This window comes from Streptomyces sp. NPDC093600, from assembly GCF_044764755.1.
Lineage (GTDB): Bacteria > Actinomycetota > Actinomycetes > Streptomycetales > Streptomycetaceae > Streptomyces.
This window is the reverse complement of record NZ_JBIWIU010000007.1, coordinates 227,498-246,792: the sequence shown is the minus strand read 5'-3', so window position 1 is coordinate 246,792 and position 19,295 is coordinate 227,498. Positions and strand designations below refer to the sequence as shown.

18 protein-coding genes are annotated in these 19,295 nt (G+C 68.7%); 9 read left to right on the top strand and 9 right to left on the bottom strand.

Translation table 11 applies throughout. The features are described from left to right. Position 1 precedes the first annotated feature (1 nt). From gnd to dnaA, 3 genes are all read right to left on the bottom strand, one after another. A complete protein-coding gene (gene gnd, locus ACIRB4_RS19480) occupies positions 2–880 on the bottom strand; it encodes a phosphogluconate dehydrogenase (NAD(+)-dependent, decarboxylating) (protein ID WP_403292749.1) in 879 nt (292 codons plus the stop codon). 111 nt (positions 881–991) lie between these two features. Next, positions 992–2,122, bottom strand: a complete 1,131-nt coding sequence (gene dnaN / locus ACIRB4_RS19475) for a DNA polymerase III subunit beta (protein WP_403292747.1) — start codon at positions 2,120–2,122, stop codon at positions 992–994. An 883-nt stretch (positions 2,123–3,005) separates the two neighbouring features. Further along, positions 3,006–4,799: a chromosomal replication initiator protein DnaA gene (gene dnaA / locus ACIRB4_RS19470; RefSeq protein ID WP_403292745.1), complete on the bottom strand. Its 1,794-nt coding sequence runs from the start codon at positions 4,797–4,799 to the stop codon at positions 3,006–3,008. Positions 4,800–5,193: 394 nt separating this feature from the next. Between dnaA and rpmH the strand changes: the two genes are divergently transcribed. From rpmH to ACIRB4_RS19425, 9 genes are all read left to right on the top strand, one after another. After that, positions 5,194–5,331 (top strand): 50S ribosomal protein L34, encoded by a 138-nt coding sequence (gene rpmH, locus ACIRB4_RS19465; protein ID WP_015659252.1) that lies wholly within the window; start codon positions 5,194–5,196, stop codon positions 5,329–5,331. A gap of 25 nt (positions 5,332–5,356) precedes the next feature. Then, positions 5,357–5,728, top strand: a complete 372-nt coding sequence (rnpA, locus tag ACIRB4_RS19460) for a ribonuclease P protein component (RefSeq protein WP_356887239.1) — start codon at positions 5,357–5,359, stop codon at positions 5,726–5,728. Then, entirely contained in the window at positions 5,725–6,051 is a 327-nt protein-coding gene (yidD, locus tag ACIRB4_RS19455) for a membrane protein insertion efficiency factor YidD (protein ID WP_015034858.1), read from the top strand. The genes rnpA and yidD overlap by 4 nt, the downstream gene beginning before the upstream one ends. Before the next feature lie 3 nt (positions 6,052–6,054). Further along, positions 6,055–7,356, top strand: a complete 1,302-nt coding sequence (gene yidC, locus ACIRB4_RS19450) for a membrane protein insertase YidC (RefSeq protein WP_403292742.1) — start codon at positions 6,055–6,057, stop codon at positions 7,354–7,356. 14 nt (positions 7,357–7,370) lie between these two features. Then, on the top strand, positions 7,371–7,883 hold the full coding sequence (locus ACIRB4_RS19445; protein WP_403292740.1) for a protein jag: 513 nt from the start codon (positions 7,371–7,373) through the stop codon (positions 7,881–7,883). A 117-nt stretch (positions 7,884–8,000) separates the two neighbouring features. Next, entirely contained in the window at positions 8,001–8,717 is a 717-nt protein-coding gene (rsmG, locus tag ACIRB4_RS19440) for a 16S rRNA (guanine(527)-N(7))-methyltransferase RsmG (RefSeq protein WP_403292739.1), read from the top strand. Between the two features lie 267 nt (positions 8,718–8,984). Beyond that, complete coding sequence (locus ACIRB4_RS19435) at positions 8,985–10,061, top strand: AAA family ATPase (RefSeq protein ID WP_403292738.1); 1,077 nt, start codon at positions 8,985–8,987, stop codon at positions 10,059–10,061. Continuing rightward, positions 10,058–11,176 (top strand): ParB/RepB/Spo0J family partition protein, encoded by a 1,119-nt coding sequence (locus tag ACIRB4_RS19430; protein ID WP_403292736.1) that lies wholly within the window; start codon positions 10,058–10,060, stop codon positions 11,174–11,176. The genes ACIRB4_RS19435 and ACIRB4_RS19430 overlap by 4 nt, the downstream gene beginning before the upstream one ends. A 159-nt stretch (positions 11,177–11,335) precedes the next feature. Beyond that, the gene (locus ACIRB4_RS19425; RefSeq protein ID WP_403292734.1) at positions 11,336–11,953 is read left to right on the top strand and encodes a GNAT family N-acetyltransferase; all 618 of its coding nucleotides are present in this window, start codon (positions 11,336–11,338) and stop codon (positions 11,951–11,953) included. 90 nt (positions 11,954–12,043) lie between these two features. On the opposite strand, the gene trxA is transcribed toward ACIRB4_RS19425, so the two are convergent. The 6 genes from trxA to murJ form a co-directional block, all read right to left on the bottom strand. Beyond that, positions 12,044–12,388, bottom strand: a complete 345-nt coding sequence (trxA, locus tag ACIRB4_RS19420) for a thioredoxin (protein ID WP_356887253.1) — start codon at positions 12,386–12,388, stop codon at positions 12,044–12,046. A 48-nt stretch (positions 12,389–12,436) separates the two neighbouring features. Further along, on the bottom strand, positions 12,437–13,411 hold the full coding sequence (gene trxB, locus ACIRB4_RS19415; protein ID WP_403292732.1) for a thioredoxin-disulfide reductase: 975 nt from the start codon (positions 13,409–13,411) through the stop codon (positions 12,437–12,439). A 126-nt stretch (positions 13,412–13,537) separates the two neighbouring features. Further along, positions 13,538–14,152, bottom strand: coding sequence for a hypothetical protein (locus tag ACIRB4_RS19410; RefSeq protein WP_403292731.1), 615 nt, complete (start codon positions 14,150–14,152; stop codon positions 13,538–13,540). Positions 14,153–14,451: 299 nt separating this feature from the next. Then, positions 14,452–15,156, bottom strand: a complete 705-nt coding sequence (sigM, locus tag ACIRB4_RS19405) for an RNA polymerase sigma factor SigM (protein WP_403292729.1) — start codon at positions 15,154–15,156, stop codon at positions 14,452–14,454. A gap of 24 nt (positions 15,157–15,180) precedes the next feature. After that, the gene (locus tag ACIRB4_RS19400; protein ID WP_403292728.1) at positions 15,181–16,893 is read right to left on the bottom strand and encodes a protein kinase family protein; all 1,713 of its coding nucleotides are present in this window, start codon (positions 16,891–16,893) and stop codon (positions 15,181–15,183) included. 116 nt (positions 16,894–17,009) lie between these two features. After that, entirely contained in the window at positions 17,010–19,259 is a 2,250-nt protein-coding gene (gene murJ, locus ACIRB4_RS19395) for a murein biosynthesis integral membrane protein MurJ (protein ID WP_403292726.1), read from the bottom strand. Positions 19,260–19,295: the final 36 nt, after the last annotated feature.

Genomic DNA, 19,295 nt, shown 5'->3' with positions numbered 1-19,295 from the left:
ATTACTTCTTGGACTCGACCGCGTGGCCACCGAACTGGTTGCGCAGCGCGGCGATCATCTTCATCTGCGGGGAGTCGTCCTGGCGGGACGCGAACCGCGCGAACAGCGACGCGGTGATCGCGGGCAGCGGCACGGCGTTGTCGATGGCGGCCTCCACGGTCCACCGGCCCTCGCCGGAGTCCTGTGCGAAACCTCGCAGCTGGTCCAGGTGCTCGTCCTCGTCCAGGGCGTTGACCGCGAGGTCGAGCAGCCAGGAGCGGATGACCGTGCCCTCCTGCCAGGAGCGGAAGACCTCGCGCACGTCGGTGACGGAGTCGACCTTCTCCAGGAGCTCCCAGCCCTCGGCGTACGCCTGCATCATCGCGTACTCGATGCCGTTGTGGACCATCTTCGCGAAGTGGCCGGCGCCGACCTTGCCGGCGTGGACGGAACCGAACTCGCCCTCGGGCTTGAGCGCGTCGAAGATCGGCTGCACCTTCGCCACGTTCTCGGCGTCGCCGCCGTACATCAGCGCGTAGCCGTTCTCCAGGCCCCAGACGCCGCCGGAGACACCGCAGTCGACGAAGCCGATGCCCTTCGCGGAGAGCTCCTCGGCGTGCTTCTCGTCGTCCGTCCAGCGGGAGTTGCCGCCGTCCACGACGACGTCGCCGGGGGAGAGCAGTTCGGCCAGCTCGTCGATGGTGGACTGGGTCGCGGCACCGGCCGGGACCATCACCCACACGACGCGCGGACCCTTGAGCTTGCCCACAAGCTCTTCCAGGCTGTGGACATCGGCGAGGTCCGGGTTGCGGTCGTATCCGATGACGGTGTGGCCTGCGCGGCGGATGCGCTCACGCATGTTGCCGCCCATCTTGCCGAGACCGACGAGACCGAGCTCCATCAGAGATTCCTTAAGCGTCGTGTGCGGTTCGTACCCGCGTCCGAGCCTACGCCCGGACGCGGGTGCACACCTGTGGGGTCAACCGCTCACTCGACGGCTGTCCGCCGAGGGTCAGCCGCTGAGGCGGACCGGCATGATCAGGTACTTGTACGCCTCGTCCGCCTCCGCGTCGACCGCGGGCTTGCCGCTCAGCAGCGCGGGCTTGGTGGAGGTCGTGAAGGAGAGCTGGGCGACCGGGGAGTCGATCGCGCTCAGACCGTCCAGCAGGAACGTCGGGTTGAAGGCGATCGAGATGTCGTCGCCGTCCAGCTGCGCGTCCACACGCTCCACAGCCTGTGCGTCGTCGCTGGAGCCCGCCTCCAGGATCAGTACGCCCTGCTCGAAGCTGAGCCGGACCGGGGTGTTGCGCTCGGCCACCAGGGCCACACGCTTGACGGCCTCGACGAACGGAGCGGTCTCGATCACCGCGATGGAGTTGAACTCTGTCGGGAAGAGCGTCCGGTACTTCGGCAGGTCGCCCTCGAGCAGCCGGGTGGTCGTACGGCGGCCCGCGCCCTCGAAACCGATCAGGCCCTCGCCCTTGCCGGAGCCGGAGAGCGCCAGGGTGACGGTGTCGCCGCTGGTGAGCGCCTTGGCGGTGTCCAGCAGGGTCTTGGCGGGCACCAGGGCGACGGCCGAGGCGTCCGGGGACTCCGGCTTCCACAGGAACTCGCGGACCGCGAAGCGGTAGCGGTCGGTGGAGGCGAGGGTGACCGTGTCGCCCTCGATCTCGATGCGCACACCGGTGAGGACGGGCAGCGTGTCGTCGCGGCCGGCGGCGATGGCGACCTGGGCGGCGGCGGAGGCGAAGACTTCACCGGGCACCGTGCCGGTGGCGGTGGGCATCTCCGGCAGCGCCGGGTACTCCTCCACAGGCAGGGTGTGGAGGGTGAAGCGGGAGGTGCCGCAGACCACGGTCGCCCGTACACCGTCTGTGGAGATCTCGACCGGCCGGTTCGGCAGGGCCCGGCAGATGTCGGCGAGCAGGCGGCCGGAGACGAGGACCGTGCCGTCCTCCTCGACCTCCGCCTCGACGGAGACCCGGGCCGAGACCTCGTAGTCGAAGCTGGAGAAGCTCAGCGCGCCGTCCTCGGCCTTCAGCAGAAGGCCCGCGAGTACGGGCGCCGGCGGACGGGCCGGAAGGCTGCGGGCCACCCAGGCCACCGCCTCCGCGAGTACATCGCGCTCCACCCGGATCTTCACCGGAACCGCCTCCTGCTGTTGCTGGCTCTTCGTCGACTGCGGGAACCAGTCTGACGCACGCCACCGACACTCGGTGCGGCTCGGGGTCAAGTCGCGACAAGAGGTCGCCGACGGTCCGGGCTCGAGTTGTGCACAGGTCCCACTTCGAAGCAGATTCCGGGCTAACTCTATGTGGGAGTAGTAGTAGGGCCTGTGGAAACCGTGGATAACGTCATCTGCGCAGGTCAACACCGGTTTTTTGTCCACCGGCCCTGTGGGTGGAGCCCGTGGACAACCGGGGCGTTCTGTGGACGCCCGAAAGTTCTGCACACCCGGTACACAGGCAACCGGGAGTTCTCCCCAGTGCCGTCCCCAGCTTTACCCACGTTCCCCACAGGCCAATCGTCTCCCTTGGTGTGACCGCTTTCACTCGGAGCGGGGAGGCCGGGCGTTTCGTTGCCGAACAGTGGACAGGGGTGTGGAGAAGCTGTGGGCAACTGCCTGTGGCCTGTGGGTCGCCGGTGGACAACTCCATCGGGGCCCTGTGGACGAAAGATTCGTCCACAGGCTGTGGATCACGGTTGCCAACAAATCCACACGGCCCTGACCTGGTGTGATGATCTTCCACCGGGAGGGCCTGTGGACATGATCCGGATAACTTCGCAGTCCCCACCCTGTGGACGGAAGATCATCCCCCAAGCTGTGGAGAAGTGGCCAACCGCTCCCTGTATTCGAACAGCGCGCGTGTGCACAACCGTGTGGAAAGGCCCGGAGGCACGCCCCGAGCCGTCCACGAAGGCGCCCGAGCACGCCGAAGGGCGCCCCGGGAGGTTCCCCGGAGCGCCCTTCACAGCCGCCTGACAGAGGGCCGGGCAGCGGGCCCGGCAGAGGCGGAGAGGCTCTCTCAGCCGTTCTTGATGCGGTTGGTGAGTTCGGTGACCTGGTTGTAGATGGAGCGCCGCTCGGCCATCAGCGCGCGGATCTTCCGGTCCGCGTGCATCACCGTCGTGTGGTCGCGGCCGCCGAACTGCGCACCGATCTTCGGCAGCGACAGGTCCGTGAGCTCACGGCACAGGTACATGGCGATCTGGCGGGCGGTCACCAGGACCCGGCTGCGCGAGGACCCGCAGAGGTCCTCAACGGTGAGCCCGAAATAGTCGGCCGTGGACGCCATGATCGCCGGGGCGGTGATCTCCGGAGCCGAGTCCTCGCCGCCCGGGATCAGGTCCTTCAGGACGATCTCCGTGAGCCCCAGGTCCACCGGCTGGCGGTTGAGGCTCGCGAACGCGGTGACGCGGATCAGCGCGCCCTCCAGCTCACGGATGTTCCGCGAGATGCGGGACGCGATGAACTCCAGCACCTCCGGCGGGGCGTTGAGCTGCTCCTGCACCGCCTTCTTGCGCAGGATCGCGATACGCGTCTCCAGCTCCGGCGGCTGCACGTCGGTGGTCAGGCCCCACTCGAAGCGGTTGCGGAGCCGGTCCTCCAGGGTCACCAGCTGCCTCGGCGGGCGGTCCGAGGAGAGCACGATCTGCTTGTTGGCGTTGTGGAGCGTGTTGAAGGTGTGGAAGAACTCCTCCTGCGTCGACTCCTTGCTCGCGAGGAACTGGATGTCGTCGACCAGCAGGATGTCCACATCGCGGTAGCGCTTGCGGAAGGTGTCGCCCTTGCCGTCGCGGATGGAGTTGATGAACTCGTTGGTGAACTCCTCCGAGCTCACGTACCGCACGCGCGTGCCGGGGTAGAGATTGCGCGCGTAGTGCCCGATGGCGTGCAGCAGGTGCGTCTTGCCGAGGCCCGACTCCCCGTAGATGAACAGGGGGTTGTACGCCTTCGCGGGCGCTTCGGCCACCGCGACGGCGGCGGCGTGCGCGAAGCGGTTCGAGGAGCCGATGACGAAGGTGTCGAAGAGGTACCGGGGGTTCAGCCGCGCGTGCTGCTCGCCGGGGGCGGCGGCCGACGAGCCCTGCCCGGAGGGCGAGCCGGGACGTCCGACCCCGGGGCCGCCCACCGCCTGGCCCGCGGGGCCGCCGGGGCGGTGCCCCTGGCCGGAGCCCGGGCCCTGCGGCTCGGGAAGGTCCGCACGCTCCGGGCGCTGCGGCTGCTCGTACGGGCGCTCGTCGTACCGCGGCTGCTGGGACTGCTGGTTGCGGGGACCGGCGTAGGGGTCGCGCTCCTGGAAACCGCCGAGCCGCGGCTGCTGCCAGGAAAGGTCCTCCTGGGTGCGCGGCCAGGAACCCGGGTCCGGGCGCTGCTGCTGGTAGTCCGGATAGGCGGGGCGGGCGGTCGGAAGCCCGTCGTCCTGCATCGGCCGGTGCCCGTAGCCGTCGTATTTGTCGTACGACTCCGGTGACGGTCGGTCGTCGTACCGAGGCTGCTGGTGCTGCTGCTGGTGGATCGGCGGCGCCGGCGGCGTGGGTTCGCCGACCGAATCGTCGACGGTGATCGCGATCCGGATCGGCCGGCCGCACTCGCGGCTCAGGGTCTCGCTGATCAGCGGCGCCAGGCGGCCTTCGAGGACGCGCTTGCCCCACTCGTTGGGGACGGCGAGCAGCGCGGTGTCGGCCACCAGTGCGAGAGGCTGGCAGCGCTCGATCCACTGCTTGTCCTTGGGCTCGATGCCCTGCTGGCCCTCTCCGAGGAGGTGCTCCAGCACGCGTGGCCACACTGCGGCAAGATCGGCAGGTACGTCAGCCACAGGGCACGCTTCCTCGCAGGTCCCACGAATGTGTGGTTCTCGGGACGGTTGGTCGAAGTCCGTCAGAACAGGTGACAGGACAGGTAAGGACAGAACGGAAAAAGATTTAGGAGTCCAGCCACGGTAGTCGCGGCGGATGACCTCGTTCAAGTTGTTGTCCACAGCCTGTGCACAATGGACCCCGGCGATCGGCCGGTTTGACCGGATGGCGTAGCCGCGCGTACCGTAACCAGGTCGAGTTGTCGATGGCTGCTGCCGCCTGCCTCCGATGGGCAAAGATCACGGTCTGTGATCGTGAAGCGGTGCACTCGGGCGTATTGCGAGCTACTCGTGGGCGCACGGTGACAGCCAGGCGATGTCCCGCCACCACACGAATCATTTCTGGAGCCCCCGAGTGAGCAAGCGCACCTTCCAGCCGAACAACCGTCGTCGCGCCAAGACCCACGGCTTCCGCCTGCGCATGCGTACGCGTGCCGGTCGCGCCATCCTGGCGAACCGCCGTGCCAAGGGTCGCGCGAGCCTGTCCGCCTGATCCGCTTAAACAAACAGGTCATGACGTGCTGCCTACCGAGAATCGGCTGAGGCGGCGCGAGGACTTCGCAACCGCGGTACGCCGAGGGCGCCGGGCCGGTCGCCCGCTCCTCGTCGTCCACCTACGCAGCGGTGCAACGGACCCGCACGCGCCTGGGGAGAGCGCTCCCCCGACGCGTGCGGGTTTCGTCGTGAGCAAGGCCGTAGGCGGTGCGGTTGTACGCAACCAGGTGAAGCGACGCCTGCGCCATCTCGTCCGCGAACGGCTGTCCGAGCTGCCCCCCGGTAGCCTGGTGGTCGTACGGGCGTTGCCCGGAGCCGGCGACGCCGACCACTCTCAGCTGGCCCGAGACCTGGACGCCGCTCTTCAGCGGCTCCTGGGAGGGGGCACGCGATGAAGTACCCGCTGCTGGCTCTCATCAAGCTGTACCAGTGGACGATCAGCCCGCTCCTCGGGCCCGTCTGCCGGTACTACCCGTCGTGTTCCCACTACGGATTCACGGCCATCGACCGGCATGGCGCGATCAAGGGCACAGCCCTGACCGCCTGGCGCATCCTGCGGTGCAATCCGTGGTCGCCCGGCGGCGTGGACCACGTGCCTCCGCGCAAGCGTCCTCGCTGGCACGAAATGCTGCGGAACGCACTGCGCGGCGACAAGGGCGGGTCCACCGCCGAGACGAGCCCGGCCGCAGAGACCTCGCCCAATGCTCAAGGAGCCTGATTAGTGGACACGATTGCCAGTTTTTTCAGCTTCATCACCTGGCCCGTCTCGTGGGTCATCGTCCAGTTCCACAAGGTGTACGGAGCGATCTTCGGTCCTGACACGGGCTGGGCCTGGGGCCTGTCGATCGTGTCCCTGGTGGTGCTGATCCGGATCTGTCTGATCCCGCTGTTCGTCAAGCAGATCAAGTCCACCCGGAACATGCAGGCGCTCCAGCCGAAGATGAAGGCGATCCAGGAGCGCTACAAGAGCGACAAGCAGCGTCAGTCCGAAGAGATGATGAAGCTGTACAAGGAGACGGGCACCAACCCGCTCTCCTCGTGCCTTCCCATCCTGGCGCAGTCACCGTTCTTCTTCGCGCTGTACCACGTGCTCTCCAACATCGCCGAGGGCGACGAGGTCGGCGTCATCAACCGGACGCTGCTCGAGAGCGCCCGAGAGGCGCACATCTTCGGCGCTCCGCTGGCCGCGACCTTCACCGACAGCGCTCAGCACGTCGCCGCGCTCGATGCCTCGCTGACCTCGGTCCGCATCGTCACGGCGATCATGATCATCCTGATGTCGGCCTCGCAGTTCTACACGCAGCGACAGCTGATGATGAAGAACGTCGACCTCTCCGTGAAGACGCCGTACATGCAGCAGCAGAAGATGCTCATGTACATCTTCCCGGTGATCTTCGCCGTCATGGGCATCAACTTCCCCGTCGGTGTTCTCGTCTACTGGCTGACCACCAACGTGTGGACCATGGGTCAGCAGATGTACGTGATCAGCCAGAACCCGACCCCGGGCAGCAAGGCGCAGGACTCCTACCTCCAGCGACTGCTGAAGAGCATCACCTCCCACGGCGAGGTCCGGGGCCGCCGCCGCAAGGGCGTCGTCAAGGCCATCGTCGCCAAGGGCAGCGACCGCAACGAGAACGAGCGCCGCTTCTTCGCGGGTCTGTCCAAGGCCGGCTTCGCCGCCCAGGCCGACGGCACCGTGATCAAGAGCGACACCGTCGCGGCCGAGGCCGAGGGCGGCGCCGCCGCCAAGCGGCAGCAGCCCAAGCGTCAGACCAAGGCGAAGCGCCAGGCTTCCACGAGCCAGCAGTCCACGGTGAAGGGCACCGAGGAGGACACCGCCGAGGAGCCCACCACCTCGCTGGAGAAGAAGCCGCAGGGTTCGGCTCAGGATTCCGCCAAGGAGTCGGCGCAGGGCGAGAAGCCCGGGCGGCCGAGCCGGGCGAACTCCGGGGCCTCCCGGCAGACAAAGTCCGGTCAGCGCAAGGGCCAGCAGCGGCCCAAGCACCCGTCGTCCAAGAAGTAGAAGGAGTCCATCCCGTGACGGAAGGCACCACCTCCGCCGCCGTAGAGGGTGGCGACACCCTGACCCGCCTGGAGCAGGAGGGTGAGATCGCGGCCGACTACCTCGAGGGTCTCCTCGACATCGCCGACCTCGACGGCGATATCGACATGGACGTCGAGGCCGACCGGGCCGCGGTCTCGATCGTCAGCGACTCCAGCAGCCGCGATCTGCAGAAGCTCGTGGGCCGCGACGGCGAGGTGCTGGAGGCTCTCCAGGAGCTGACCCGCCTGGCTGTGCACCGGGAGACCGGTGACCGCAGTCGGCTGATGCTCGACATCGCCGGGTTCCGCGCCAAGAAGCGCGAAGAGCTCGCCGCGATCGGCGCGAAGGCGGCGGACGAGGTGAAGTCCACCGGTGCCCCGGTCAAGCTGGACCCGATGACCCCGTTCGAGCGCAAGGTCGTGCACGACGCGGTCGCCGCCGCCGGCCTGCGCAGTGAGTCCGAGGGCGAGGAGCCGCAGCGCTTCGTCGTCGTCCTCCCTGCCTGACCCCTCTCGCAGTGTCGGCCCCGTCTGCTCGCAGGCGGGGCCGATCTTTGTCAGCCTGATAGTCAGCCACGACAGTGCGCTCGCACGGTATGCGTGCGGTGCGGAAGGACGGTTCCCGTGACGGAGGCAGCGGAGCTCCCCCCTGCGCCTGAGCAGGCGCAGACGGTATTCGGTGAGTACTTCCCGGAGGCCGTCCGGTACGCGGAGCTCCTCGCGGACGCGGGAGTCAAGCGCGGGCTGATCGGCCCGCGCGAGGTTCCCCGCCTGTGGGAGCGCCATCTGCTGAACTGCGCGGTGCTCTCGGAGGTGGTCCCCGAGGGAGTCACCGTCTGCGACGTCGGCTCGGGTGCCGGGCTGCCCGGCATCCCGCTGGCCCTGGTCCGGCCCGATCTCAAGATCACGCTCCTGGAGCCGCTGCTTCGCCGTACGAACTTCCTTCAGGAGGTCGTGGAGCTGCTGGGGCTCGACCATGTGACGGTGGTCCGAGGCCGTGCCGAGGAGATGCTGGGCAAGCTGCCCCCCGTGCATGTGGTGACCGCTCGCGCTGTGGCTCCACTCGATCGGCTGGCCGGCTGGGGCGTTCCCCTGCTGCGCCCGTACGGCGAGATGCTGGCGCTCAAGGGCGACACCGCCGAGGAAGAGATCAACGGTGCCCGTGCCGCGCTCTCCAAGCTCGGTGTGGTGAAGACCTCGGTGCTCCAGGTCGGCGAGGGGATCGTGGACCCGCTGTCGACCGTCGTACGGGTCGAGGTCGGAGAGAGCCCGGGTGGTGTGCGGTTCGCCGCCAAGCGGGCCAAGGCCGCCCGCCCGAGCCGCACCCGTCGGCGCCGCTGAGCCGTCAACGCCACACCACTGAGCCGTACAAGCTGCCATACGTACGTATTTCGGAGTGTCGAGCGGTCCTGGGTCTGCGGCGAGTGCATCGTGTTTCACGTGAAACGTCGCTCACTGCTGCAGGGGATCATCAGCCGCGGCCGCGCGGCTGCCACGCCCCGGGACCGCAAACCGCCTGTGAAGCCCCCCGCGAGGGTGAGGGGTTTGTCCACAGAGGTGGATTCATCCACAGAACCACGGGCCTCGCTGGTTCACGACCCCGAAAGCATGGCACGCTCTGTTCATCGCGAGCCTGAAGCCGAGGAGAGTGAATCCTTGCGGTCCAACGCCAACATCGCGGGACCGATGACCGATCCGGTCCCCGGTCCCCGAACCGAATCGGTGGGGGAGGATGTTTCACGTGAAACACCGCCCCCGATGGACGACACCCCCATTGGTCGTGCTGCCCAGCTGGCAGTAGAGGCGCTGGGTCGTGCCGGCGAGGGCCTTCCCCGGCCTCCCCAGACCCGCGTGATGGTGGTTGCCAACCAGAAGGGCGGAGTAGGCAAGACGACCACGACGGTCAACCTTGCCGCCTCCCTGGCCCTGCATGGCGCACGGGTTCTGGTGATCGACCTCGACCCCCAGGGCAACGCCTCGACGGCGCTGGGCATCGACCACCATGCTGACGTCCCCTCGATCTATGACGTCCTGGTGGAGAGCAAGCCGCTCTCCGACGTCGTGCAGCCCGTCCAGGACGTCGAAGGGCTCTTCTGCGCCCCAGCCACCATCGATCTCGCCGGTGCGGAGATCGAGCTGGTGTCGCTGGTGGCGCGCGAAAGCCGACTGCAGCGAGCGATCCAGGCGTACGAGCAGCCGCTCGACTACATCCTGATCGACTGCCCGCCCTCACTCGGCCTGCTCACCGTCAACGCCATGGTGGCGGGCGCCGAGGTGCTGATCCCGATCCAGTGCGAGTACTACGCGCTGGAGGGCTTGGGCCAGCTCCTGCGGAATGTCGAGCTGGTGCGGGGGCACCTCAACCCCACGCTCCATGTCTCGACGATTCTGCTCACCATGTACGACGGCCGGACGAGGCTCGCGTCCCAGGTCGCCGACGAGGTCCGCAGTCATTTCGGCGAAGAGGTACTGCGGACCAGCATTCCGAGGTCCGTCCGGATCTCGGAGGCGCCGAGCTACGGGCAGACCGTACTGACGTACGACCCGGGCTCCAGTGGTTCACTGTCGTATCTCGAGGCGGCCCGTGAGATCGCGTTCCGTGGAGTCGGTATCCACTACGACGCCCAGAACGCCCATGTGGGTCAGCAGAACAGCCAGCGAAGCATGTCGGAGGGGATCCAGTGAGTGAGCGACGTAGGGGATTGGGGCGTGGGCTCGGTGCGCTGATCCCTGCTGCTCCCCAGGAGCGGCAGGCGCCGGCCGTCGGCGTGGGGTCGGGATCGGCCTCGCCCGGTGCCATTCCGGCACTGCCGTCGGATCGAGGCGTGGCCGCGGCGAAGGTGGCAGCCCTTCCGCAGAGCCCGCAGTCCCCGGACTCCGCAGTGCCGGTACCGGCGCCGGCGGCCGAGGCGGAGCCGGTTGCCGAGCTGGACTCCCCCGCCGGGGCGCACTTCGCCGAGCTGCCGCTGGAGTTCATCACGCCCAACCCGCGCCAGCCTCGTGAGGTCTTCGACGAGGACGCGCTGGCGGAGCTGGTCACCTCCATCAAGGAGGTCGGTCTGCTGCAGCCCGTCGTCGTACGGCAGTTGGGCCCCGAGCGTTATGAACTCATCATGGGTGAGCGTCGCTGGAGGGCCTGTCGTGAGGCGGGTCTGGAGCGGATCCCCGCGATCGTTCGCGCCACGGACGACGAGAAGCTTCTGCTGGACGCTCTCCTGGAGAACCTGCACCGGGCTCAGTTGAACCCGCTGGAAGAGGCGGCCGCCTACGACCAGCTGCTCAAGGACTTCAACTGCACCCATGACCAGCTGGCCGACCGGATCGGGCGTTCACGCCCCCAGGTCTCCAACACGCTGCGTCTGCTGCGGCTCTCGCCCCCGGTTCAGCGTCGGGTCGCCGCCGGTGTTCTGTCGGCCGGACACGCCCGCGCCCTGCTCTCCGTGGACGACCCGGAGACCCAGGACAAGCTGGCGTACCGGATCGTGGCGGAAGGGCTCTCGGTGCGGGCGGTCGAGGAGATCGTCACGCTGATGGGTTCGGAGCCCACCTCCACGACCAAGCCGAAGGGGCCGCGCGCGGGGACTCGTGTCTCTCCGGCGCTCACCGACCTGGCCTCCCGGCTCTCGGATCGCTTCGAGACCCGGGTGAAGGTCGATCTCGGCCAGAAGAAGGGCAAGATCGTCGTCGAGTTCGCCTCGGTGGAGGATCTCGACCGGATCCTCGCGACCATGGCGCCCGGAGAGGGGCGCGTCATGGACCTCGGCAACGCCGAGCAGGGCGAGGAAGACGCCGAGGGCTGAACCGCCCCGCTGCCTGTCCCCAGGGCGGGCCGTGATCCGGTGAAGACCGGGACACGGCCCGCCCTTTGGCTGTGGACGGTATCGCCCCGATCGCCCCATCGATACGATTCTGGGAGGGCGTATCCGTGCTGCGTAGGCCGAGGGAAGCGAGGAAGAGCCGTGGGGCGTCGGCTTGTACCGCTCACGCTGGACAACCTTCCGCACCTCCCCAAACGATGTCGCTCCTGTGTCTTCTGGGAGCTCGACCCGGTCAGTGGCGAGGCCGCGGTGAAGGCAGGACGACCGGAGCTGGAGAAAGAGGCATGGATCTCCGCCGTGCTCCTGGAATGGGGATCCTGCGGTCGGGTGGTCTATGTCGATGAGGTGCCCGTCGGCTTCGTTCTCTACGCTCCCCCGGCCTATGTGCCCCGCTCCATGGCCTTCCCCACCAGTCCGGTCTCCGCTGACGCCGTACAGTTGATGACGGCGTGGATCATGCCGGGATACCAGGGGCAGGGACTGGGCCGGACGATGGTGCAGACCGTTGCGAAGGATCTGCTGCGGCGTGGTTTCAAGGCGATCGAGGCGTTCGGCGACGCCCGGTGGAAGGAACCCGCCTGTGTGTTGCCGGCGGAGCATCTGCTGGCGGTGGGATTCAAGACCGTTCGGCCCCACCCCGCGCATCCCCGGCTGAGGCTCGAACTGAGGACGACGCTCTCCTGGAAGGAGGACGTGGAGCTGGCGCTGGATCGCCTCCTCGGCGCGGTGCAGAAGGAGCCGGCTCTTCGGCCGCTCTAGCGGACCTCAAGCGTGTGAGCCCGTACGACGATGGCCCGCCTCTTTCGGGGCGGGCCATCGCTGTTTCACGTGAAACAAGGCGCAGGGCGGTCAGCCCTTGGCGACCTCGTCGGAGACGAAGCCCTCAAGGTCGCGGAGGATCGCGGCCTTCGGCTTGGCACCGACGATGGTCTTCACGACCTCGCCGTTCTGGTACACGTTCAGCGTCGGGATCGACATGACGCCGTACTTGGCAGCCGTGGCCGGGTTCTCGTCGATGTTCAGCTTCACGACCTCGATCTCACCGTGCTCGGCGGCGATGGCCTCGAGCGACGGAGCGATCTGGCGGCACGGACCGCACCAGGCGGCCCAGAAGTCCACCAGGACGGGCTTGTCGCTCTTGAGGACGTCGTCCTCGAAGGAAGCGTCGGTCACGTTCTTCAGGGCGCCGGCCACGGCGGCCTCCTTAACTTCGCGGGTGTGGGGTGAGGAATGCCGGGTGGGTCAGACCGCGGGGGTCTTCTCCGGCTCGGCGAGCTTGTCGTTGTCGGCGAGAGCGGCCAGGAAGCGCTCGGCGTCGAGAGCCGAGGAGCAGCCGGTGCCGGCGGCGGTGATCGCCTGACGGTAGGTGTGGTCGACCACGTCGCCGGCGCCGAAGACGCCGGGAAGGTTCGTCCGCGTCGAGGGAGCGTCGACCTTGAGGTAGCCCTCCTCATCGAGCTCAAGCTGACCCTTGAAGAGCTCGGTGCGCGGGTCGTGGCCCACGGCGATGAAGAGACCGGTGACGGGAAGCTCGCTGGTCTCGCCCGTCTTGGTGTTCCGCAGCGTCAGGCCGGTGAGCTTCTGGTCACCGTGGATCTCGGCGACCTCGCTGTCCCACGCGAACTTGATCTTCGGGTCGGCGAAGGCGCGCTCCTGCATCGCCTTCGAGGCGCGCAGGGTGTCACGACGGTGGACGATGGTGACCGACTTGGCGAAGCGGGAGAGGAACGTGGCCTCCTCCATCGCCGTGTCACCGCCGCCGACGACGGCGATGTCCTGGTCCTTGAAGAAGAACCCGTCGCACGTGGCGCACCAGGAGACACCGCGGCCGGAGAGCGCGTCCTCGTTGGGGAGGCCGAGCTTGCGGTGCTGGGAGCCGGTCGTGACGATGACGGCCTTGGCGCGGTGCACGGTGCCGGCGGTGTCGGTGACGGTCTTGATGTCGCCCGTCAGGTCCACGGCGACGACATCGTCCGGAACCAGCTCGGCGCCGAAGCGCTCGGCCTGGGCGCGCATGTTGTCCATCAGGTCGGGGCCCATGATGCCGTCACGGAAGCCGGGGAAGTTCTCCACGTCGGTCGTGTTCATCAGGGCGCCACCGGCGGTGACCGCCCCCTCGAAGACCAGCGGCTTCAGCGACGCTCGCGCTGTGTAGAGCGCAGCGGTGTAACCCGCGGGCCCGGAGCCGATGATGATCACGTTACGGACGTCGCTCACGGGTTTCTTCCTCGTCTCTGCAGACTGCCTACTGCCTACGGTGCGGTCGGTCGATGACTCTCACCCCACCCAACGGATCCTACGGGGCCTGCATTCCCGAGAACGCCGCGCGGCACGGCAGCGAGGTCAGGAGCGAGGGTAGGACAGCGTCAGCAGAACCTCGGCCTTGCCTTTTCCTCCGCGCTCGGCACACGAGGCGTCCAGCACATAGGCCTGCACCTGAGAGCGTTCGATGGGGTGCGGCAGGACGAGGAGATAGGCGGGCCGACCGTCGTAGTCGCCCCTCTGGAAGGCGATGACCACGTCGGGGCGGTCGGTACCGGCCTTGACGCATGCGGGCAGGACCTCGGCGACGCTGCGGTTCGGGGTGTCGCCCCCTTCGGCGGACATCGACTCGGGACTGCTCTCCTTGGGAGCCTTGAGAGGCGCGTCCTGGTGCAGCAGGGCCTGGACCCGGGCTTCGACCGTCTCGCCCTCGAAACGGGTCGTGGCGGCACCGCTGACCGCCGTGTCGCTCTTCTTCTCCCCCGAGTCGCCGCTGAGGGTCTGGATGCCGCCTTGGACGAAGAACAGGCTGAGCCCCAGAGCGGCGGCCCCGAAGGCGGCGCCGAGGGCTGCGACGCGGCGCCGGTGGTTCTTGCCGGGACGGCCGGGGCCGGTGGCGGCGCGGGAGCGGCCGGCGGGCCGGTCCACGGCCGGCTCGGGAGCGGTGGAGGGGCGGGTGTCTCGGTGGGCAGTCACTGTTTCACGTGAAACATGAGCGTCCGCCTCAGGCCTGGTGGCATGGAGCAACGCTTCCGCTGCCAGAGCGGCGTCGATGCGGCCTGCGATCTCGGCGGGCATGCGCGGCGGGCCGGGCAGTGTCCCCAGCAGTCCTCGGATCTCTTCCAGGGAGGACCGCACGTCAGCGCACAAGGAGCAGCCGTCGACATGCCGTCGTACGGCTGCGGTGCGGGACGGAGAGAGCAGCCCCTCCGTGAGGTCGGAGATCTCCGAGACGTCCGGGTGCTGTGTTGTGTCGGCCCTGCCGGTCGTGGAAGTCACGTGCGCCCACCTCCGCCCTTCACAGCAGCCGGACCATTCGATCCGTTATCCGTTGGCCCCGACACCGGTGGGACGGATGTCCCCGGCGTCCGGTTCCTTCCCCGGTCGGAGCCCTCGTTACCCCCCGTATCCGCGCGCAGATGGATGAGCATCGGCAGCAATCGGGCACGTCCGCGCGCACAGCGGCTCTTCACCGTCCCGGTGGGCACATCCAGGATGCGGGCGGCCTCGGCGACCGGGTAGCCCTGCATGTCGACCAGGACGAGGGCCGCCCGCTGGTCCCCGGGGAGCTTGGCCAACGCGGCCAACAGTTCCCGATGGAGATCGTGGCGCTCGGCGGGCGCCTCGGCCGACTCGACCGGGTCGAGGAGCTGCTCGAAGCGCGCGGTGTCGTCCATGGGGGACGTCTTACGGGAGGCGGTCTTGCGGGCCCGGTCGAGGCAGGCGTTCACCGTGATGCGGTGGAGCCAGGTGGTGACGGCCGACTGGCCGCGGAAGGTATGGGCGGCGCGGAAGGCGGAGACGAGGGCGTCCTGGACGGCGTCAGCCGCCTCCTCGCGGTCCCCCAGCGTCCGCAGCGCCACGGCCCACAGGCGATCGCGGTGGCGCCGCACGAGTTCACCGAAGGCATCGGGGTCACCGGCCACATGGCGCGTCAGGAGTTCCTGGTCGCTGATGTCGCCGTGTATCGCATCGTCCAACGGTGACCCCCCTCCCTTCGGCCGTCAGCTGGTGATCTTGATGTCCGCGACCTTGCCGCGGAAGTCGCCCTCGTTACTGGAGGGCAGCTCGGTCAGCCAGACCAGAACGTAGCGCGTCGTCACAGGCTTCTTGGGCTTCAGCGACACCTTGGTGCCGGAGCCCGACGCCTGGGTGGCGAAGCCGCCCGGAGTGGTCGGCTCGGCCGAGGCGTCCGCCGGGGCGGTCCGCAGCTGCACGGAGGTGTCCCCCAGGAAGGAGACCTCGACCGAGCCGACCTGCTGGGCCTTGCCCAGGTCGAGGATGAGGCCTACGCCTTCCTTGAGCCGACCGAAGTCGGCGCTGTAGTACCCGTCGGTGTTCCAGTAACTGCTCGGGTCGCCGTCGTAGGCGTTCTTTATGCCCTGTGGCTTCTCGGAGCCGGAACCGAGCGGGTCGAAGTCGCGGGCACCGACGATCGCGATGGGCTTGCCCGTCGCCACCTTCTCCTTGTCGTCGTCGGTGTTCTGCGGCTGCGTGTTCTGCGGGGTCTCGGTGTCCTTGTTCCGCTGGTCGAGCAGCCGGTCCGCGATCTGCCAGCTGCCCAGTCCCAGGGCGGCGATGAGCAGCGCGGAGACGGCCCACTTCAGGGCCCGCCCGGTACGGCTCTCCAGGGGCGCCGGCGGGGCGACCACGGGCTGGGTGGCCGCGGTGCCCGGCCGCTGCTGCGGGCGGCCGTAGGTGCCCTGCTGGTAAGTGGTGCGCTGGTACTCGGGCGGTGTGGGGAACTCCGGCTCCGGCGGGCGGATGCGAGGCATCGCCGCCACGGCCTTGGCGAGTTCGTCCGGGGTGGTGCAGGGAGGCTCTTGGCGTGAGGCGGTGGCGCCGTCGTTGACCAGGGCGCGCATGGCGATCTCGGACAGGCCGCGGTGGACCCCGGCCCGTACCTGGTCGGGAGCCAGCAGCCCGACGCCCTTGGGAAGGCCGGAGAGGCCGTAGGCGTCACTGTCGTACGGCCAGCGCTGGGTCAGGGCCGCGTACAGCAGGGCCCCGATCGCCTCGGTGTCGGTGCGCTGGGGGCGCTCGGCGCTGATGCCGCGGAGTGCGGCGTTCACGGCGAGGCCACGGATCCGGTACTGGCCGGTGGAGCTGCGCAGTACGGCGCTCGGGGTGAGGCGGAGGTGGGCCAGTCCCTCGCGGTGGGCGGCTGCCATGGCCTGCGAGACCTGGCTGACGAGCTGGTAGGCGTCGTGCGGCTCCAACGGCCCCGCCGCCAGCAGCGTGGTGAGTTCCGTGGAGTCGGGGAGCCATTCGTGCACCACGTACACGAGGTCGTTCTCCTCGACCGCGTCGAGGACCTGGACGAAGCGGGGGTCGCCGAGCAGCGCCGCGGAGCGGGCGGCGGCGAGCACCGAACGGGCCCGGGGGTGGTCTGCGGGCAGGAGATGGACGCCGACCGCCCGGCGCAGTTTCTCGTCGACGGCTCGCCAACTGCTGAAACCGTCCAGACGGGTGACGCACTCCTCAAGGCGGTAGCGCCTGGCCAGTTTGTGCCCGCTGTGCAGCTCGGGTGTCTCGATGGAGGGGTGTTCGCCGTTCTGCCGGTTGTCGGCCTCGTTGTCCGCGTCGTCGGCGGACTTCTCCGCCTTGTCCTGCGCTTTCGCCACCCCGTCGGTCGCGGCCTTGCCCGCCTTGGCGGTCAGCGGGTCGTCACCGCTGTTGTCGGCCACGTCGACGGCAGCCGTGCTACGTTCCGCCACCGTCGTTCCTGCCTCCCCATCCGTTGCGCCACATCCAACAGCCAAGCCAATTGTGCCCACAGTCGGCCGCTATGCACGACACACGGCGGCCGACGATGGTTGTGCGGGACGGTGTCCTACCGTCCGAGGCGCCCACGGACCATACCGACCATGGAGTTCAGCTCCTCGATCCGCATGCGCTTGGCCGCTACGAAGAAGACGCCGAGCAGGACGACACCGCCGACGAGGAGGGCCACGAGGGAGCCGAGAGCCCCTTCGCCCAGGGTCTTCAGAAGGCCGAAGCCGACCGCCCCGGCCACGATCGCGGCGGGCAGGGAGGCCAGACAGAGCCGGGCGTAGGTCCGCATCACATGGGCGCCGTCCAGGTCACCGCCCAGCCGGTTGCGCAGTCGGCGCCAGGCGACGCCGACACCGACGGCGTAGGCGAGACCGTACGAGGCGGCCATGCCGACGACGGCCCACTGGGCCGGCAGCACGAAGTAACAGGCGGCCGAGGCCGCCGCGTTGACGGCGGCGACGATGACCGTGTTGTAGAACGGCGTCCGGGTGTCCTCGTAGGCGTAGAAGCCGCGGAGCACAACGTACTGCACCGAGTACGGGATGAGTCCGAGGCCGAAGGCCATCAGGATGAAGCCCATGCCCTGGGCGGCCTGGAGGCCGCTGGAGGCGTACAGCAGGGTGCACATCGGGACGCCGAGGGCCAGGAAGGCGAAGGAGACCGGGACGATCGCGACGGCGGAGTTGCGCAGACCCTGCGAGATGTCGTCACGGACGGCGCCGGGGTCGTCGTCGTGGGCCGCGCGGGAGATCCGGGGCAGGAGGGCGGCCATGACGGAGACGGTGATGATGGCCTGCGGCATGCCCCAGATCAGCTGGGCGTTGGAGTACGCGAGGAAGCCGGCGCCGCTCCTGCCGGATTCCTCACCGGCCGCGGTGGCGAGCTGAGTGACGACCAGCACGCCTGCCTGGTTGGCGAGGACGAACAGCACGGTCCACTTGGCGAGTTTGACCGTCTTGCCGAGGCCGTGGCCCTTCCAGTCGAAGCGGGGCCGGAATCGGAAGCCCGCTTCGCGGAGGTAGGGAATCATCGCCAGGGCTTGGACGACCAGGCCGAGCAGGGTGCCGATGCCGAGCAGGCGGACGCCGTCGTCGGGAATGGTCTGGACACCCATCTGGGACTCGGCCGAGGTGCCGTAGACCCAGATGAACAGGCCGAACGTGACGATCATGACGATGTTGTTGAGGACCGGGGTCCACATCATCGCGCCGAACTTGCCCCGTGCGTTGAGGATCTGACCCATCACCACGTGCACACCCATGAAGAAGATGGTGGGCAGGCAGTAGCGGGCGAAGGTCACGGCGACGCTGTTGGCCGCGGCGTCGTCGGCGATGGTGTTGGACATCAGCCGGATCAGCAGGGGGGCCGCGAAGACGGCGATCGCGACGATCGCGCCGAGGGCGACCATGACCAGGGTCAGCAGGCGGTTGGCGTAAGCCTCGCCGCCGTCCTTGTCGTTCTTCATCGACCGGACCAGCTGCGGCACGAAGACCGAGTTGAGGCCGCCGCCGATGGTGAGGATGTAGATCATCGTCGGCAGGGTGTACGCGACGGTGAAGGTGTCGCCGAGCAGGGCGGCGCCGAGGGCGCCGGTGATCACCAGGCTGCGGACGAAGCCGGTGAGACGGGACACCAGGGTGCCGGCCGCCATCACCGCGCTCGACTTCAGCAGCCCGGAGGCGCGGCCGGTCTTCTTCGGGGCGGGCGCGGGCATCGGATTCGGCTCCGGAGCGGGCGGGGGCACCTGTCCGGGGGTCTGCTGGTCCCGGAAGAGGTGCGCGAAGGCGTCCGGCTCGGGCTGCTCGTCGGCGGCCCGGGTCACCAGGTCGTCCACGCCGGTGAACTGGACCGTGCGGGCGTCGTCGCCGTAGGGCAGATGGCGCGAAGGGCCGTCGGGCTCGGGCGCGGGGGTCTGCGCCCAGACCCTCGGGTCCGGGGCGTGCTGGGGTGGGGCCGGCTGCTGGTAGAGCGGCTGAGGCTCCGGGTAGGTGCCCGGCGGCGGCGGTGGGTGCGCCGCGCGGTCGTAGAGCGCTTCGGTCACCGGGTCCTGCGCGGAGAGGTCCTGTGCCCGGTAGGGATCGTGGGCATAGGCCTCCTGGACGTAGGGGTCCTGGGGGAGCTGGTCCTGTCCGTGCGCTTCCTGTCTCTGCTGATCCCGGGCGGGCTGGTTCATCGCGTAGGGGTCAGGAGCGGCTTGCGGCGGCGGAACCGGCGCCTTGCCGTGGCCCGTGGACGCCGGGGGCGTTCCACCGGACGGCTCGGTGCCGCCCGCGCCCTGGCCGCGGTCACCGTCGTACGGCGCGTTCATGGTTACCCCACCTCATCGTCCCCGGCCGACCGGCCA